Annotated in this window: 19 protein-coding genes, 1 tRNA gene and 4 pseudogenes; 10 read left to right on the top strand and 14 right to left on the bottom strand. The window is 43.1% G+C overall.

Going from position 1 to position 16156, the window contains the following annotated elements; genetic code table 11:
* Window positions 1-37 precede the first annotated feature (37 nt).
* The gene (locus tag K6984_RS11440) at window positions 38-979 is read left to right on the top strand and encodes a CsgG/HfaB family protein (protein WP_221895657.1); all 942 of its coding nucleotides are present in this window, start codon (window positions 38-40) and stop codon (window positions 977-979) included.
* A 400-nt stretch (window positions 980-1379) separates the two neighbouring features.
* The gene (locus tag K6984_RS11435) at window positions 1380-2921 is read left to right on the top strand and encodes a COG3014 family protein (RefSeq protein WP_221895656.1); all 1542 of its coding nucleotides are present in this window, start codon (window positions 1380-1382) and stop codon (window positions 2919-2921) included.
* 45 nt (window positions 2922-2966) lie between these two features.
* Here K6984_RS11435 and K6984_RS11430 read toward each other — a convergent pair whose 3' ends face one another.
* Window positions 2967-3194 carry a hypothetical protein gene (locus K6984_RS11430; protein WP_221895655.1) on the bottom strand — a complete coding sequence of 76 codons (228 nt, stop codon included), beginning with the start codon at window positions 3192-3194 and terminating at the stop codon, window positions 2967-2969.
* Here K6984_RS11430 and K6984_RS33260 point away from each other — a divergent pair.
* Genes K6984_RS33260 through lpoB form a run of 3 tightly spaced genes read left to right on the top strand, consistent with a single transcriptional unit; the run spans window position 3151 to window position 4334 of the window.
* On the top strand, window positions 3151-3273 hold the full coding sequence (locus K6984_RS33260; protein WP_263458722.1) for a hypothetical protein: 123 nt from the start codon (window positions 3151-3153) through the stop codon (window positions 3271-3273). The two genes, K6984_RS11430 and K6984_RS33260, sit on opposite strands and share 44 nt — an antisense overlap.
* Entirely contained in the window at window positions 3252-3689 is a 438-nt protein-coding gene (locus K6984_RS11425) for a DUF1425 domain-containing protein (protein WP_221895654.1), read from the top strand. Before K6984_RS33260 ends, K6984_RS11425 begins: the two co-directional genes overlap by 22 nt.
* Window positions 3690-3719: 30 nt before the next feature.
* Window positions 3720-4334, top strand: coding sequence for a penicillin-binding protein activator LpoB (gene lpoB, locus K6984_RS11420; RefSeq protein WP_221895653.1), 615 nt, complete (start codon window positions 3720-3722; stop codon window positions 4332-4334).
* A gap of 563 nt (window positions 4335-4897) precedes the next feature.
* On the opposite strand, the gene recN is transcribed toward lpoB, so the two are convergent.
* The 3 genes and pseudogenes from recN to K6984_RS11405 all read right to left on the bottom strand — a co-directional run.
* The gene (recN, locus tag K6984_RS11415; RefSeq protein WP_221895652.1) at window positions 4898-6577 is read right to left on the bottom strand and encodes a DNA repair protein RecN; all 1680 of its coding nucleotides are present in this window, start codon (window positions 6575-6577) and stop codon (window positions 4898-4900) included.
* 2 nt (window positions 6578-6579) lie between these two features.
* Window positions 6580-7461, bottom strand: a complete 882-nt coding sequence (locus tag K6984_RS11410) for an NAD(+) kinase (protein ID WP_221895651.1) — start codon at window positions 7459-7461, stop codon at window positions 6580-6582.
* A gap of 62 nt (window positions 7462-7523) precedes the next feature.
* Window positions 7524-7997: pseudogene (locus K6984_RS11405) on the bottom strand (transposase); the annotation flags it as partial.
* 133 nt (window positions 7998-8130) lie between these two features.
* Here K6984_RS11405 and K6984_RS11400 point away from each other — a divergent pair.
* Complete coding sequence (locus tag K6984_RS11400) at window positions 8131-8508, top strand: hypothetical protein (protein ID WP_221895650.1); 378 nt, start codon at window positions 8131-8133, stop codon at window positions 8506-8508.
* A gap of 2 nt (window positions 8509-8510) precedes the next feature.
* On the opposite strand, the pseudogene K6984_RS11395 reads toward K6984_RS11400, so the two are convergent.
* The 4 genes and pseudogenes from K6984_RS11395 to K6984_RS11385 form a co-directional block, all read right to left on the bottom strand.
* A pseudogene (locus tag K6984_RS11395) lies at window positions 8511-8780 on the bottom strand (transposase); the annotation flags it as partial.
* A 164-nt stretch (window positions 8781-8944) separates the two neighbouring features.
* Complete coding sequence (locus K6984_RS33255) at window positions 8945-9073, bottom strand: hypothetical protein (RefSeq protein WP_263458596.1); 129 nt, start codon at window positions 9071-9073, stop codon at window positions 8945-8947.
* 106 nt (window positions 9074-9179) lie between these two features.
* Window positions 9180-9593, bottom strand: a complete 414-nt coding sequence (locus K6984_RS11390) for a helix-turn-helix domain-containing protein (protein ID WP_221895649.1) — start codon at window positions 9591-9593, stop codon at window positions 9180-9182.
* Window positions 9572-9748: a hypothetical protein gene (locus tag K6984_RS11385; RefSeq protein ID WP_221895648.1), complete on the bottom strand. Its 177-nt coding sequence runs from the start codon at window positions 9746-9748 to the stop codon at window positions 9572-9574. Before K6984_RS11385 ends, K6984_RS11390 begins: the two co-directional genes overlap by 22 nt.
* Window positions 9749-9760: 12 nt before the next feature.
* Between K6984_RS11385 and K6984_RS11380 the strand changes: the two genes are divergently transcribed.
* The 3 genes from K6984_RS11380 (at window position 9761) to K6984_RS33250 (ending at window position 11320) form a co-directional block, all read left to right on the top strand.
* Window positions 9761-9922 (top strand): hypothetical protein, encoded by a 162-nt coding sequence (locus tag K6984_RS11380; protein ID WP_221895647.1) that lies wholly within the window; start codon window positions 9761-9763, stop codon window positions 9920-9922.
* A gap of 56 nt (window positions 9923-9978) precedes the next feature.
* Entirely contained in the window at window positions 9979-11007 is a 1029-nt protein-coding gene (locus K6984_RS11375) for a transposase (RefSeq protein WP_338024497.1), read from the top strand.
* A 187-nt stretch (window positions 11008-11194) separates the two neighbouring features.
* Window positions 11195-11320, top strand: a complete 126-nt coding sequence (locus tag K6984_RS33250) for a hypothetical protein (RefSeq protein ID WP_263458721.1) — start codon at window positions 11195-11197, stop codon at window positions 11318-11320.
* Here the strand turns inward: K6984_RS33250 and K6984_RS11370 are convergent.
* The 5 genes and pseudogenes from K6984_RS11370 to K6984_RS11350 all read right to left on the bottom strand — a co-directional run.
* Window positions 11310-11468 carry a hypothetical protein gene (locus tag K6984_RS11370; protein ID WP_221895645.1) on the bottom strand — a complete coding sequence of 53 codons (159 nt, stop codon included), beginning with the start codon at window positions 11466-11468 and terminating at the stop codon, window positions 11310-11312. The genes K6984_RS33250 and K6984_RS11370 overlap by 11 nt on opposite strands.
* Before the next feature lie 18 nt (window positions 11469-11486).
* Entirely contained in the window at window positions 11487-11738 is a 252-nt protein-coding gene (locus tag K6984_RS11365; RefSeq protein ID WP_221895644.1) for a hypothetical protein, read from the bottom strand.
* An 86-nt stretch (window positions 11739-11824) separates the two neighbouring features.
* Window positions 11825-11910: transfer RNA gene (locus K6984_RS11360), tRNA-Leu, on the bottom strand.
* Between the two features lie 109 nt (window positions 11911-12019).
* Window positions 12020-12856: a PHP domain-containing protein gene (locus K6984_RS11355; RefSeq protein ID WP_221895643.1), complete on the bottom strand. Its 837-nt coding sequence runs from the start codon at window positions 12854-12856 to the stop codon at window positions 12020-12022.
* Window positions 12853-13425, bottom strand: a pseudogene (locus tag K6984_RS11350) (ATP-binding cassette domain-containing protein); the annotation flags it as partial. The gene K6984_RS11355 and the pseudogene K6984_RS11350, both read right to left, overlap by 4 nt.
* Before the next feature lie 291 nt (window positions 13426-13716).
* Between K6984_RS11350 and K6984_RS11345 the strand changes: the two are divergent.
* Window positions 13717-14808: a transposase gene (locus K6984_RS11345; protein ID WP_221895641.1), complete on the top strand. Its 1092-nt coding sequence runs from the start codon at window positions 13717-13719 to the stop codon at window positions 14806-14808.
* A 43-nt stretch (window positions 14809-14851) separates the two neighbouring features.
* Here the strand turns inward: K6984_RS11345 and K6984_RS36135 are convergent.
* A pseudogene (locus tag K6984_RS36135) lies at window positions 14852-16087 on the bottom strand (ABC transporter transmembrane domain-containing protein); the annotation flags it as partial.
* Window positions 16088-16156: the final 69 nt, after the last annotated feature.

Below are 16156 nucleotides of genomic sequence, written 5' to 3'. Positions count from 1 at the left end.
ACAGTATAATTTAACAGCAATTTATAAGGGAAACATTATGCAAAAAAATATCTTTTTACTGATAGCTTTATTGTTTGTACCGCTAGCCTATGGTGCACCAGCCAAGCAGCCAACAATGGCTGTATTACCGTTTCAACTCAGTCCGGTTGTTGATACCACGCATATTGGTGAGGTGGAAATTACACGTACTTTGGCAGAACGAGAATTTTCTAATCAGCTTATTCAGTTTCTGGAAAAATCCCGAAAATTTAATATGCTGACCCGTACCCAGATCAACAAAGTTATGGCAGAGAACCGCCTGACTGAATCCTACTGGGCAGAACCCGGGCAAATTGAACTTATGGGCAAACTGCTGGTTGCGGATTATCTTGTTACCGGAGTCATCAACAGACTGGAAGTCAGTGCGGTAAGGCAAAATATCACTATCACTGGTGAAACATTGCCAAGGTTAGTGGCAACATTTAAAAGCCAATTTCAGATCATTCAAAGCAGTACAGGAAAGATCGTATTAGCTGATCAGGTGATTCAGAAAATAAGATTTGACCAAATACGTCGGGAAATTCCTTCATCTGAGCGACGCTACTGGACGGTTGCTGATTATAGCGATCTGCTGTTTACCAAAGCGGCAACAGAGGTTGGTAATGCAATTCTTGCTGGCATTTATCCGATTAAAGTCATTAAAGTATCCAGCACCGGAGTTGTTTTAAACCGGGGTAAAGGTGTTGGCCTGGAAGTAGGTAAGCAATGTAAAGTCGTCAGTCAAGGCGAAGCAATCATTGATGCAGATACAGGAGAAGCATTAGGTGGTTACGAAGAGCAAGTGGGGATTATCGAAGTAACATCGGTAGAAGGTAAATTCAGCAAGGCCAAAATAATCTCTGGTGCAGGACGCATTCATTACGGGGATATCTGCAGGTTACTGCAGACAGAGATTAGAGAGAACGATGCAGCGTATCCTAGAGTGACTCCCGGGTGGTAACGAACTGGTATCAAATGCAACTAATAGCTTAAGCTTAATGGGTACTTATACTTCGCACGGTCACGACTGTGGATTTCTAGCGGCTGAGTTTTTGCCAATAGCTATGTTGCTGAAACCGTTACGTAGCCAGCTATGTGCTAGTTTCATCGCCTTGCTCTCGACAAAAATCAGCTCACTATATTTTCCGCATCCGTGACTGCGCGAAGTATATTAAGGTACAATGCTCAGCGATCATGATAAAAGTATTTAATATCAGTACCTTATGAATACTCGGCTGCGTCATTCTCTAAGCCTTTTATCGGGAATCTATTGCTTAGGTCTATTGATTCCTGCTAACAACATGCAGGAATGATGTGCGTGTTTGAATATGGCTGAGGGTTAGGGATAATCAGGAAGGGATATGGGAAACTTCAGTTATTGGGAAACTTCAGTGGAAAAAACTCTTTATAAAAAACTAACAGGTATATTACTGTTGGTTTGTATCAATAGCTTGATGGCAGGTTGTTCTTCTATTATTGATGCCAACAAGCAGAAAAAGCCGTATATGGATGTCTATTATTCGGGGAATGTAACACGTGCAGCAAAAGATTTAACTGAAAAAAGCGAGGATAGAAGCGATACCGGTGATGCATTAATGTGGAACTTAGAAGCCGGCACCGCCAATTACAGCGCGAGTGAGTATCAAACCAGCCTGCGCAAGTTTGAGGAAGCTGAAACACTGCTTAAGGACTTTGATCAACGAGCCGTGATTAATGCGCGAGCAGCCGGTTCAGAGGTTGGTTCTGCGCTGACCAATCCAAATGCATTACCCTATCAGGGTATGTACCTGGATAGAGTGATGCTGAATGCCTATAAAGCACTGAATTATTTTTCCCTGAATGAGCTGGTAGGTGCGCAGGTCGAATTACGCAGGATGCGTGCAGCGCAAAAGCAGGTGGTTAGGAAATTTGCTGATGAAATTCATACTAGTCAGAAAGAAATAGATGCGAAAAACCGAAAAAACCAGCAACAAAGTCGCTCTCTCGGTAATCAAAATACCACGATACCTTTCGGAGCCATAGTCAAAATCCCAGAGGTTAATAAAGCCTATACAACTTCAGCGAACAAAGCTAATAAGCTCTATGGCAGCCTGGCAAACCCTTTTGTCAGTTATTTTTCTGCTATAGGTTATTTAATGGAAAATAATTACAGTGAGGCCCTAGTCGACTTTCGTAATCTGTATAAAATGAATCCAGATAACAGATTGATTCAAAGAGACTATGTTACCGCAGCGAAGCGTATAGGTAGTAGAGTTCCAACGCAATTGGCAGGTGTAGCACCTTATCAATACCCGCTGAATAAAAAAATAGTTTTTGTGGTTTTATTTAATGGCCGTGCACCAGCGCTTAAACAGGAAAAATTTCAAATAGTGCTACCTTATGTCGGTTATACAGGCATAGCATTTCCCCGCTACGAATATTTCCCGACTTTATTACCGGGGCTGGATGTCGAATACAGATATAATAATCAGCAGCAATCGGTGCGCACTGAAGTGGTTTCAGATTTTGATGCAATTATGTCGCAGGAATATCATGATAAATTACCATCAATGATCACTCGGCTAGTGGTTTCAACCTTGACTAAAGAGCTGGAGAGTTATGCAATAGTTCATGCTGCCAGACAATCTGGGAACAGTGGCGCCGAGATTGGTGCCTATGCACTGACGGGGATTTATAAGTTTATGTTTAATACCGCCGATACCCGAGGCTGGGAAACCTTACCCAAAGAAGTGCAGATCGCTCATGTACCTTTGCCTAAGGACGGAGTATTAAAAATCAGCCCGATAGGTGCGAGTGGGGGAGGCAAAGAGCTTGCAATAGAAAAAGACACGAATATCGCTATCGTCTATATTCGGGCTTTATCTGCGAATAAACTGATTTATAAATTAGTCGAATTACAATAAGATTCATTTTAAAACAAGGACTCACTATGAAAAAAATTTATATTACTACCCTAAGCTGCCTCCGCTGAAAATCATGGAAACGGAGCTTAGCGAAGTGTTGATTTTTAGTCCCTGATAGGCGACAGGGCAATTCGCTGATTCGACGTGTGCTAGCAGCACGCGAGAGGAGCAAGAATTGCATTCCGAATAGCCGTCCAGCCAGTGAGGTAGTAATGACGAAGCGGCTTTTGTGCGTAGTCGTTGCGGACGCAGGGCGTTCAGGGCATCTCCCATCCGCTGCGTAGGTGAACGAATTATGGCGACAGGAGTCCCGGAATTTCGTGAGGTAGCATGGCGCGCCTGTTGCTTTTAGCATGCCAGGCCACTGCAAATACCGTTGAAAATGAGCAAAAGAGCATGCAGGTTGCTGCAGTGGATACGTCTAAAGTATCAACCGATGCCTTTCTTAAAAACCGCCTGGAGATTGTTCGAGTGGATAAAAAAGAACTGCCGGACGGCTTGCTAAAAGTTCAGGTCACTGCACGAAATGTAAGAACCGGATTCTGGACGCAACTGGCATCCTGGTTTATGGGCGATAATCCGTACCAAATTGCCTACCGTTTTACCTGGCTGGATATAGATGGCATGGAAGTTGAAACTGCTGCCAGTACCTGGATACCTAAGACCGTTATTCCTGGCGATACTGTCCGGCTGAATGCGGTTTCTCCAAACCCCAGATGTAAGGACTTTACTTTGAGCATTAGAGAAAATGATGCTGCTCGAGGTTAAACTTAAAGATTGCAAAAACAGGACATTTAAATGAATACAAAAATCATATCACTGATCGGAATTACCAGCACAGCATTGTTACTGACAGCCTGTGGTCCCTCTGTAAAGCGCATAGATGCGACCGGTAATGAGGGCCTGGTTACGGTCGATGAAGTTGACTTTAAAGACTGGCAGATTGCAGCTGAAAAGGGCATTAATTCCCTACTGGCATCAGGTGTGCTTAATCGCTCAGATGGACGTAAAAGCATATTAATGATCAGCACGGTAAAAAATTCCACCATGCAACATATCAATACCCGCATATTGACCGATAAAATCAGGCAGGCATTACTACGCTCTGGAAAAGTACTGACGACGACCGCTGTTGGAGGCAATGGGCCAGATGATATGGCCAGCAAGCAGGTGCGCAGGCTGGAAGAAGATGATATGTTCAATCAATCCACAGTACAAAAACGCGGCACGGCAATTGCACCGGATATGAGTTTTTCAGGTGAAATTGTACAACAGACCAGTTCACAGGGAAGAATGCGCGAATCTTATTTTTTCTTCCATATGGCGCTGACAGATCTGGCAACAGGGTTAGCTGTCTGGGAAGACAATGTAGAAATTGCCAAGCAGGGTAAAAAACCATTGATGGGCTGGTAGGTGGCGTAGATATATTAAATATGCAGGAGTAAAAAACTTTGGCTTTTTTCTAGTGACTAAGCGCAAGTACTTCGGCAACTTTGGATTGATGGATGTATTTTAATAGAATATCTACCCATCAATCCAAAATTCTGCATTAACTAAAGCTGTTGTATTCGAAATTATTGACAGCAAATACTTTTCTTTGGACACGAGATCGCCATTTGCATAATCTTGCTACAACATTGGAAATTTGTTGGAGAAACTCTCATTGATAATTGCTGAATAAATCAATGTTTTAGTGCTTAACTTAATGACATTGGCAGCGTTACCCTTAAGTTGGTTTAAGGAGAAAAGCAGGATAAAGGAAATAATAGGGACATATGTGGTTCGCCCCGTATTTCTACAAGGCGCGTTCCGATAAAATGATGCTGTACATGTTGTGCTTTACTGCTTGCACTAAAATTCAATGTTTAAAGGGTTTTTCCAGGTTTGCGCCTGATCTTATTTTTAACCAGGGCTTCCTGATAAAAGTTTTGGGTATGAATGGGATACGTTGCGAGCAGAAAACTGGTTTTCAGCTATTAGTTACCTGCCATCCCTGTCATTAGCATTTCTTTAGCATGGGTCAATGTTGAATCAGTGATATTAACGCCACCCAGCATACGTGCAGTTTCTTCTATGCGCTGTTCGGTGGATAATGTCTTAACCTGTGAGGTGGTCATAACTGCATCGCTGGTTTTAAATACAAATAAATGCTGATGCGCCTGTGCAGCAACTTGCGGTAGATGGGTTACACATAAAACCTGCGTACTTTTACCTAAAGTGCGTAGTTTTTGTCCGACAATCTCTGCGATTCCCCCGCCAATTCCAGAATCCACTTCATCAAAGATCATGGTTGGAACATCTTTGTCATGACTAGTACTGACCTGAATGGCTAAGCTAATTCTGGATAATTCTCCCCCTGACGCTACTTTGGCCAAAGGTCGTAGTGGAAGCCCGGGGTTAGCACTGACTAAAAATTCAATTTTATCATTACCGTTAATCCTGGGCTGGCTGATTTCCTGTGCCGATATACTAATACTGAATTTTCCCTGCGGCATACCCAGCTCATGAATCATCGTCGAGATAAGGTTCGATAGATCTTTACCTGCTTTAACGCGTTGCTGATGCAAAGCTTGTGCAAACGCAAAGTAATCCTGCTGGTTTTGCTCTACCAGGTGTTTCAGTTCATCTATACGCTCGCTACTATGGCTTAAATTAGCGAGTTCCTGACTGAGTTTTTCGGCAATATCAGGTAGCTCTTCAGGGTCTACATGGTGTTTACGGGATAAGGCTTGAATAATACCAATCTGATCTTCCAGTTCCTGTAGTCGTAGCGGATCAATTTCCTGGGCTTCCAGGAAATGACGCAATTGCTGCGTAGCTTCATGGATTTGAATCTGCGCTTCAATTAATAATTTATTGGGCTCTTCAAATTCACTCGCTAACAAACTGAGGTCCGTTAAGGCGCTAATACTCTGACTAACCATCTGGTTAGCTGATTGATGTTCATTTTCAGACAGTAGGTCCAACTGAGTTTGTCCTACTTTTAATATCTGCTCCAGGTTCGCCAGTTTAGTATGTTCGGTTGATAGGGCAGGGTAATCATAGTGCGTTAAATCAAGCTGTTCCAGTTCGTTTAGCTGATAACGATATAAATCCTCCTGGTTGCTGAGATCGGTTGAGGATTTAATTAAGCCTTCCAGTTCTATATGGTTACTACGCCATTGCAGATAGGCCTGGTTAGATTTTTCCAGCAAGTCAGTATTTTTTGCATAGCCATCCAGAAACTTACGCTGCTCATCACTATCTAATAAAGTCAGATGCGCATGCTGGCCGTGAATTTCTACCAATTGGGAGCTGAGTAGCTTTAGCGCCTGTAAGGTAGTCGGTCGGCCATTAATATAAGCTTTGGAGCGACCATCCTGACGTATAGTGCGTCGAATGAGGCATTGTTCATCGGCATCAAATTCATTTTCTTCCAGCCAGGCCTGGGCGGCTGGTGCATCAGATAAATCAAAGCTTAGGTTAATTTCTGCACGCTCGCAGTCAGGGCGTACATAGCTTGCATCTGCGCGATCCCCTAAGGCCAACCCCAGGGCGGTGAGCAAAATAGACTTGCCTGCGCCTGTCTCACCGGTGAGTACTGATAGGCCTTTTTCCAGGTTTAAATCGAGTGATTTGACGATAGCAAGGTCAATGATATTAAGGTTTTGTAGCATGATTAGAAATTGTAGCCACTGCTCCAATTAAGTTTGTCACGCAAGGTATGGAAAAAATCGTGATTCTCGGGGTGCAGTATAGTGATAGGATTAGGATCTTTATTGATTAAAATTGTATCACTAATTAATACGTCTGGAATGCGAATATGATCACAGGTGACCTGGGCATTAATCTCTTTAGTTTTAATAAAGTTGATTTCAATTTCCGCCGAAGCATTAATCACAATAGGCCGATTGGATAAAGTGTGCGGATTAAGCGGAAGCAATAATAATGCATCTAGTTCAGGGTGAATGATAGGACCGCCAGCGGAGAGAGAATAGGCAGTCGATCCAGTAGGGGTGGATATAATCAAGCCATCGGAGCGCTGGGTGTTGAGATAAACGCCATCAATCGTGGTTTTTAATTCAATCATGCTGGGCGTGATCCAGCGATGCACAACCACCTCGTTAACGGCGGTTTCTTCATGAATGACTTGCGTATCACGGATAATTTTTGTATGCAGTAAAAATCGTGTTTCCTGGCGAAAATGCCCCTGCAATATAGCGTTTAATTTTGTTTCCAGTTCAGCAGGGGAAATATCCACCAAAAAACCAAGCCGTCCCAGGTTGATACCAATTAATGGGATGTTGCAACCCGATGCTATACGCGCGGCGGATAAAAAAGTGCCATCACCACCCACGGCAATTAGCAGGTCGCAATGCTGAGCAAGACTAATCAGCGGCTGTATTTTGCCACTAAAATCAGGGATGAGCGGAGCACTGACCGAATCGATACAAAGCTGGTAATGAGGCTTCAGAAATTCATGCAATGCTATCAGTGTTTCTGCGATTTCAGGCGCGCCGGATTTGCCTAAAATACCAATGGTTTTAAATTCTGTAGACATAGGTGTTATCAGTACATCAATAATAGCGAAGTATTCCTGAGCTGAAGTTTCTTAGAAATTCATCAAGCAACCATTCGCAATAAAACGGCTACCACCGAATTTACAGGGGAGCTGCTGTATTTGGGGCAAACCCTTTCAAAATCCGGATCCAAAGCCGCTTCGGCAATGATGCGGCGGATATCTGGAAAGGCGAAACTGGCTCGCCCCTTCACTTTGTGTCGACGTTCCGGATCGGTTTTTAAACGATCCGCGTAAATCCACGTCAGCGTTGTTGCCATCATACAGAAGTTCAAATGGTTGGTCACTGCCTGCGCATTTCGACACTGACTTTTCTGACTCCCTATGTCTTGCTTGAGCTCTTTGAACCTGGATTCGATTTTCCATCGCGCACCATAATACTCAATAATCTGTGTGACGGATAAACTTAGATCGGTCGTAAACAAAACAATCCACTGTGTGCGACGAAACACCCAGACAACCTGAAAGGGTCGTTTCAATGTTTTCAGCATGACAACGCGGCTATAAGCCCTGACTTCCGCTGAAAATCATGGAAACGGAGCTTAGCGAAGTGGTGATTTTTAGTCCCTGATACTCGATGTTCAAGTTTTTGATATTGAGAAGGTAAAATCAGGTATTCTGAGGTTGTTGTAATTTTATCGGTGTAATCCCATGTTAATGAATGCCCCAGCCACCTTTATCCAAAGCTATATTGACGATTTAAATGATGCGCTCAATCAGCTAAAACCCGGAGCCGCTTTGACACGGATTCAAGCCGCTTGGTTGGGCGCTTGTTTAACGGGCATACTGCTAATGAACTCTGTTTGCTGGGCTAAGTTTGAGCGAGCAAGCCTTGGAGATTGCAAAGTAGCCGCATTATCCTGGGTGTTTCGTAAAGCAAGTATACCCTGGGACTGTTTGCTACGGGTGAGTGTGGTCTTAATTTTAAAACGTTATGGCATTACTGAAGGTGTGTTGGCCTTTGATGAATCAGACCGAGCACGATCTATAGTTTCTCAGATAAATAATTTCCAAATTTGGAGCGCTTAAACTTAGGCGGTAACAACGAAATCTTCCCGCAATTTTTGCATAACACAAATCACTTTACTGGCATCATACATATAAGTGTTAAAAGTTTGCACAACTGAATCATGAAGATCTTCAAAAGTTTTAAAATACTTCATATGAGTCGAATCGCGTTTCGTATTTTTCCATAATTTCTCAATCGGATTAAAATCCGGCGAGAACGCAGGGAGACGTTCTACTGTCAAACGATCTACATTAGCTAACTTAAATTCCTTAATAACACCGCTTCCATGATACGGGGCACCATCTTCCGCTGAAAATCAGGGAAACGGAGCCTAAGCGAAGTGATGATTTTTAGTCCGCGATAGCCGTAGGGCCGTTATTTTGTCGGAGTCTGAGCGTTAGCGAAGGTGGAGACAAAATAAAAGGCCATCCGACACGGCGTCAAGTCATTTGGAGCCTATGTTCCGACCCCTTGTTGGGTCGGGACGAGGTGACGAGGACGAATCGGGGCCGCCGGAGGCATAAGTGGTCGCGTTAAGTTTTTGCTGCTTGCTTGGGCTGGGATGCCCAAAACAAGCTTTCGCAAAAATAGCGACTCCCCGATTTCTTCTACCGCCTTTTCCATAATGGCAGGCAATGTTTCTTCCAGCCACGTTTTTCTTTCAAGCTCGTACTTTTCTTCTTCTTGGCGATCAGTCACAAAACGAGCTTTTTGATAACTGAAGCCCAGTTTTTTCATTAGGCTTGATAAGATAGTTCAAGTTATAACGAACTTCAAATTTTAACCAAATAAGCTCGGCAATCATCGCAGTATTCCATATTCCACAATGAAATCCATTGTCTTCTGGGCCTTTCTTTATCAACTCAACCAATTTATTTTTCTGGTCTTTAGTTAACTTTGACTTCCGACCACGTCCTTGATAGTGTTGCCCTATTAACCAACCGACACCTTTATGCATGAATGTTTTCAGCCAATTTATAATGGTTTTTTCACAGACTCCCATTAGGCGTGCTATTTCTTTGATTCCCATGCATTCACTGAACCAGAGTAGAGCTTGAGTTAATCGATATAAACAAATATTACTTAGCTTGAGAGCTGTCGCCATATTTTTTTTAGTCGGTCTACAATCGCTGTCAGCCCCGGACGGGCTGATAGTCTCCAGAAGGCGCAGGGAAATTTGCCAATCCGAAGTGCGCGATAGCGCGCGAGGGAGGCTAAAATTTTATCCCGAATAGCCGTAGAGCCATTTGAGGTAGCCATGACTGAGCTGCTTTGTGCTCAGTCTGTGGCGGACGCAGGGCGGCTGGAGCATCTCCTATTCGCTGCGTAGGTGAACGAATTACGGCGACAGGAGTCCCGGAATTTCGTGAGGTAGCATGGCGCGCCTGTGACTTTGAAAAAGTGAGGGATACCATTTTTGACTGTTTCCGTTAGTGTTGGGACGAAAATTATAAGCCAGTTTCCCCTCTGTCGTTTTTGTTTGTTCGGAAATTAATTTTCTGAAAGTCTATAAGTCTACAAAACGTATTTATAAGGTTTACAAGCAGAAACACAAAGGCTCCGGCGGGTATGTTAATGGACAAACGATAGTATTATTGCTGCTAGTTACCTCATCCATTACAGTGCCTGTCGGTTTTTTCTTTTATATGCCGGATCCAGCCTTAAAGCAGTGGGATAAAGAAGATAAACGGTTGAAAAAGAGCGGTATAGCAAAAAAATATCGGCCTATTAAGCCTGAACGTGACAGTGCCTACCCGACCAAAACAGAGATTGCATTAGGCTTATTAAAAGAGTTTAAAGTTGCGCATAGCCTGATTAAAATTAAAGGCGTACTGGCTGATGCACTGTATGGTGAAAAAGCCTTTATGGACGAAGCCGCTAAAGAATCTGGAGGCTCGCAGGTGATTAGCCAATTACGTAAAAACCAAAATATTGAATATAGAGGTAGAATAAGGTCAGTCGAGAGCTACTTTAATTCGATTAACAAAGGCATTGATCAGATAATACGTGTACGTGGCGGCAAAGAGATTAAAGTGACTGTCAGCAGTGCACGATTAAAGGTGAGTTCTCACAGTAAAAAGCGCTTTGTCATTGCCTTAAAATATGACGGTGAAAACGACTATCGCTATTTAGTGGCGACAGACCTGACTTGGCGCACACAAGATATTATTCAAGCCTATACGTTGAGATGGCTGATTGAGGTTTTCTTTGAGGACTGGAAGCTTTATGAAGGATGGGGGCGTGAGGCCAAACAATTAGATGAAGAGGGATCAAGCCGTGGCCTGATTCTGAGTCTTTTGTTTGACCATTGCCTTCTCCTTCACCCAGAGCAAATAGCCCGCATTGAAAGCAAACTACCTGCGTATACCGTAGGAAGCTTACAGCGCAAGTCTCAAATGGATGTACTGCTTGAGTTCATCACGTCATTGCTAGAGTTTCCAGATCCTGGTGATAAGCTGAAAGAGTTAGGTGAATTAATAAAGGATGTGTTTCAACTGATGCATCAGGAAAACATATGATTGGCAGAGATTTAGGGCGCTTAGCCCATCTTCGTCACTATTGATGATGTAGTTGTTATAAATCAATTGGTTGAAATTTTAAAAAGTAGCCAGTTGGCACTACAGATTTTGTGTTTTTGTATAAAACGTTGGATTTTTTAGAGTATTTTTGTCGCATGTAAATTACACTCAAATAATGATGATTTTTTTGACAAAAGTCAATGAATTTATCGACAAAAATAATATAAATGGCACTACAAAACTTTCAAAAAAAACACCATCGCTGAAAATCATGGAAACGGAGCTTAGCGAAGTGGTGATTTTTAGCCCCTGATAGGCGACAGGGCAATCGCTGTCAGCCCCGGACGGGCTGATAGTCTCCAGAAGGCGCAGGGAAATTTGCCAATCCGAAGTGCGCGATAGCGCGCGAGGGAGGCTAAAATTTTATCCCGAATAGCCGTAGAGCCATTTGTGGTAGCCATGACTGAGCTGCTTTGTGCTCAGTCTGTGGCGGACGCAGGGCGGCTGGAGCATCTCCTATTCGCTGCGTAGGTGAACGAATTACGGCGACAGGAGTCCCGGAATTTCGTGAGGTAGCATGGCGCGCCTGTCGCTGATTCGACGTGTGCTAGCAGCACGCGAGAGGAGCAAGAATTGCATTCCGAATAGCCGTCCAGCCAGTGAGGTAGTAATGACGAAGCGGCTTTTGTGCGTAGTCGTTGCGGACGCAGGGCGTTCAGGGCATCTCCCATCCGCTGCGTAGGTGAACGAATTATGGCGACAGGAGTCCCGGAATTTCGTGAGGTAGCATGGCGCGCCTGAAGCTTTTATCTATCTGTGGTGCCTCGGGCCGGAATCGAACCGGCACGCCCAGAAGGCGAGGGATTTTAAGTCCCTTGCGTCTACCAATTTCGCCACCGAGGCATCTATCTCTGATAGAGAGCCTACTATTATAATGCTTTTTTGAGGTTTGACTAGTAAATTTTTACTGAATTAGACGACTTCTCTGTAATATATTGTTTGTATGAGGAATTTAATTAAATAATTCCCATACGGGCTTGATGCTAGTCGGTAAGGGGGCTAAGCGGCCTAGTTCGACATATTGATTTTTGGGACTATGGAAATCTGAACCTACCGATCCATATAATGCATATTGTTGTGCAAAATGTATGGCTCGTCTTATTTCATCAGGATTGCTGCGTGCGGTAATCACTTCTATTCCCCATCCTCCCATTTCTTTAAAGGTGGTTAAAAATCGGCGCATCCAGCTTGCTGTGAGTTTATAGCGCATAGGATGAGCTACGACCGCAATGCCGCCTGCAGCGGTAATCCAGTGTACGGCATCTTCCAGTTCTACCCAATCGGTATTTACAAAAGCGGATTTACCCTGACCTAGATAACGATCAAAGGCTTCTTGCATCGTGCTGACATGACCCTTGCTGATTAAAAAATTGGCAAAATGGGGGCGGGTGATCATGCCTATGCCTGCCTTTTCATGCACAGCTTCGAAAGCATCCGGAATCTTATTTTTTTCCAGTTTGGCGGCAATTTTCTTTGCCCGTTCTAGGCGAATCTTTTGTAATTGATGCGTGCCTGCCAGAAGTTCTGCGTTATTGGCATTTACGTTTAGCCCTAATATATGGAATGTTTTTTTATTCCAGATACAAGAGAGTTCAATACCCGGAATAAAGTTAAGTGCATGTTGATCTGCAGCCTGCTGTGCTTCGGCTAAGCCGGTAAGGGTGTCATGGTCTGTAAGAGCAAGTGTAGTTACTCCGTGTTCCTTGGCGCGTAAAATAACATCAGTAGGGGATAGTGAGCCATCGGAAAAACTGGAGTGGCAATGCAGATCATATTTTTGTTCAGTCATTGCTGGTATTCTCCATACAGTTTTGCATAAAGTCCATTTTGATTAATTAATTTATCGTGGCTACCTTGTTCACAAATTTTACCTTCTTCAAATACATAGACATGGTCTGCCTGTTTAATTGCGCTAAGCCGGTAGGCAATAATGATAGTGGTGCGATTTTTTAGAAAATCAGCAAGCGCTAGATGCAGCTTGCGTTCGGTCTCTGTATCTAGCGCAGAGGTGGCTTCATCAAGCACTACGATGCTGGGCTTTGCGATCACCATGCGGGCAATGGCCATACGCTGTCTTTGTCCTCCAGACAGGCGCATACCCTGAGGGCCGATAATAGTATCCAATCCATTGTCCAGTTGGCTAACAGTGTCTTTTAGCTGGGCTATTTCCAGCGCATTCCATAATTCTGTATCGCTAGCTAATTTGCCTAGTGACAGGTTTTCGCGGATCGTGTCATTAAAGAGTATGGGGTGTTGCAGTACGGTGACCACATGCTCTCTAACCAGGTCAAAGCCTATTTTATTAATCGGCACATCATCGTAATAAATCATCCCGCTTTTTGCCGGGTAGAGACCTATAGACTTTCAGAAAATTAATTTCCGAACAAACAAAAACGACAGAGGGGAAACTGGCTTATAATTTTCGTTCCAACACTAACGGAAACAGTCAAAAATGGTATCCCTCACTTTTTCAAAGTCAATTGTAGACCGACTAAAAAAAATATGGCGACAGCTCTCAAGCTAAGTAATATTTGTTTATATCGATTAACTCAAGCTCTACTCTGGTTCAGTGAATGCATGGGAATCAAAGAAATAGCACGCCTAATGTGAGTCTGTGAAAAAACCATTATAAATTGGCTGAAAACATTCATGCATAAAGGTGTCGGTTGGTTAATAGGGCAACACTATCAAGGACGTGGTCGGAAGTCAAAGTTAACTAAAGACCAGAAAAATAGATTGGTTGAGTTGATAAAGAAAGGCCCAGAAGACAATGGATTCCATTGTGGAATATGGAATACTGCGATGATTGCCGAGCTTATTTGGTTAAAATTTGAAGTTCGTTATAACTTGAACTATTTATCAAGCCTAATGAAAAAACTGGGCTTCAGTTATCAAAAAGCTCGTTTTGTGACTGATCGCCAAGAAGAAGAAAAGTACGAGCTTGAAAGAAAAACGTGGCTGGAAGAAACATTGCCTGCCATTATGGAAAAGGCGGTAGAAGAAAAGAGTGTCGTTTTATTCGGTGATGAGGTGTCATTTGCTATGTGGGGTTCATTGGCACGAACCTGGGCTCCAATAGGAGAGCAACCCACAGTGAAAACATCAGGGATTCGAAAAGGGTTGAAAATGTTTGGTACGATCGAACTCGAAGGAGGGAGTTTTCAATACCGAGAATCATTGGCTTATGAGATAAAACCAAAGTCACTTAGACTTTTAAAAGAAGCTGGGCTGCCTCAAGAATTTTTAGCTATTCTTAAAAGCTTAAAAAATGAGAAATATCCAACACAGAAGCTTTTTATGGAAGCGATATATTCTATTGCCGACAACGTCTTAATCGAGAGTTATAAGCCAATGATATTACAACACGCTGAAACATCTGGGCGTTTTAATGGTGAAAGCTATGTTGAGTTTTTAACACAATTGCTGGCTTATTATAAAGGCAAGATTATTCTAATTGAAGATGGTGCCCCGTATCATGGAAGCGGTGTTATTAAGGAATTTAAGTTAGCTAATGTAGATCGTTTGACAGTAGAACGTCTCCCTGCGTTCTCGCCGGATTTTAATCCGATTGAGAAATTATGGAAAAATACGAAACGCGATTCGACTCATATGAAGTATTTTAAAACTTTTGAAGATCTTCATGATTCAGTTGTGCAAACTTTTAACACTTATATGCATGATGCCAGTAAAGTGATTTGTGTTATGCAAAAATTGCGGGAAGATTTCGTTGTTACCGCCTAAGTTTAAGCGCTCCAAATTTGGAAATTATTTATCTGAGAAACTATATCAGGGTTTGAATCAAGGTGGATTTTCCACCGCCGCTGGCGCCAACCAGGGCTGTTTTATCGCCCGCTTTAATGGTTAAATTGATGCCTGTGAGGACTTCATCCTGATCATTGGCATAATTAAAGTGCAGATCTTCAATGCGCAAGCTAACGGTATGCTTATTTTTAAATGGGTTGATAAGCGCTGGGTATATAGGCTCTTGTTGCAAGGCTTGCAGGCGGTTAATTCGGGCAAGTGCTGCTTTTGCGCCAAAAAACGAATATTGTATGCCCAGGATCTCTTGTACCGGCGCCATCATAAACCATAGATAGCCAAATACGGCGAGCATTTCGCCGATAGTTAAATTTGAATATAACACCATCAGCATGGCTGCGGCACGAAAGATATCGAAGCCAAATAAGAAGATTAAGAAACTGAAGCGGCTGGCAGCATCACTTTTCCAGGCAAAGGAAACCGAGTGTTCTTTTACCTCGGCGGCAGATGCGATCAGTTTTTTATAATAATGCATTTTACGGTTACTCACGCGTATTTGCTGGATGGCTTCCAGGGTTTCGGATAGGGCTTGCTGGAATATGCCGTAGGCTGAATTTTCCCGTGCTTAAAGATTTTTGACGCGCTTGCCCAGGCTGCGGGTAAAGAAAATGACGATGGGATTGAGCAATAAGATAAACAAACATAATTGCCAGTGCATCCATAACAGGATGGCGCCGGTACCTATAATGGTTAAGCTGGCAACTAGCAGTTTGCTGGTGGTGCTACCAATAAAGGTGTCGATAGTATCCAGGTCGGTGAACAGGTGGGGGATAACTGTACCACTGCCTAAGCTCTCATATTCGGCCATCGAGATATGCTTCAGGTGGTTAATTTGATCTTTGCGGATACGAAAAATAATATCTTTAGAGATGCGACAAAATTGACGCGACTGGATGATATTGAAAATAATCCCCAGTGTTCTTAAAACAAGGCTGGTGATTAATATTACGCTGATATACAGTAGGGGTGTCTGCCATTGAACAGGCGCAAATTGATTTACAGTATGAATGGTAAAGCCTAGCTTATTGAGTAATACTTCGTCTACCAGCAGGGGCATTAATAAGGGCACTGTCACTGTTGCAATGGTTGCCAGAATGGCGAGTAACTGGGCGCTGATTAATTCTTTCTTGTGTTGTCTGGCGATGCCTAATATATAAGACCATGTGTAAATAGCTTTGGTAGGCGTATGTTGATTTTTCACGATGATAATCTGGGGTTGCGTGTGAATAATTTAGGTAGAGATTATAGCTTTTTTTGGTTAATTCTGACG

The sequence above is a fragment of the Bathymodiolus japonicus methanotrophic gill symbiont genome, from assembly GCF_019721995.1.
Classification (GTDB): Bacteria; Pseudomonadota; Gammaproteobacteria; order Methylococcales; family Methylomonadaceae; genus Methyloprofundus.
The sequence above is the reverse complement of the archived record's forward strand: the minus strand, read 5'-3'. Positions and strand labels throughout refer to the sequence as shown.

Bases quoted from the DNA above. Each gene is read 5' to 3' on its own strand.
- K6984_RS11440 (WP_221895657.1), top strand. From the start codon at position 38: ATGCAAAAAAATATCTTTTTACTGATAGCTTTATTGTTTGTACCGCTA.
- K6984_RS11435 (WP_221895656.1), top strand. From the start codon at position 1,380: ATGGGAAACTTCAGTTATTGGGAAACTTCAGTGGAAAAAACTCTTTAT.
- K6984_RS11430 (WP_221895655.1), bottom strand. From the start codon at position 3,194: ATGGGAGATGCCCTGAACGCCCTGCGTCCGCAACGACTACGCACAAAA.
- K6984_RS11425 (WP_221895654.1), top strand. From the start codon at position 3,252: ATGGCGCGCCTGTTGCTTTTAGCATGCCAGGCCACTGCAAATACCGTT.
- lpoB (WP_221895653.1), top strand. From the start codon at position 3,720: ATGAATACAAAAATCATATCACTGATCGGAATTACCAGCACAGCATTG.
- recN (WP_221895652.1), bottom strand. From the start codon at position 6,577: ATGCTACAAAACCTTAATATCATTGACCTTGCTATCGTCAAATCACTC.
- K6984_RS11410 (WP_221895651.1), bottom strand. From the start codon at position 7,461: ATGTCTACAGAATTTAAAACCATTGGTATTTTAGGCAAATCCGGCGCG.
- K6984_RS11400 (WP_221895650.1), top strand. From the start codon at position 8,131: ATGTTAATGAATGCCCCAGCCACCTTTATCCAAAGCTATATTGACGAT.
- K6984_RS11390 (WP_221895649.1), bottom strand. From the start codon at position 9,593: ATGGCGACAGCTCTCAAGCTAAGTAATATTTGTTTATATCGATTAACT.
- K6984_RS11385 (WP_221895648.1), bottom strand. From the start codon at position 9,748: ATGGCTACCTCAAATGGCTCTACGGCTATTCGGGATAAAATTTTAGCC.
- K6984_RS11370 (WP_221895645.1), bottom strand. From the start codon at position 11,468: ATGGCTACCACAAATGGCTCTACGGCTATTCGGGATAAAATTTTAGCC.
- K6984_RS11365 (WP_221895644.1), bottom strand. From the start codon at position 11,738: ATGGGAGATGCCCTGAACGCCCTGCGTCCGCAACGACTACGCACAAAA.
- K6984_RS11355 (WP_221895643.1), bottom strand. From the start codon at position 12,856: ATGACTGAACAAAAATATGATCTGCATTGCCACTCCAGTTTTTCCGAT.
- K6984_RS11345 (WP_221895641.1), top strand. From the start codon at position 13,717: ATGCATAAAGGTGTCGGTTGGTTAATAGGGCAACACTATCAAGGACGT.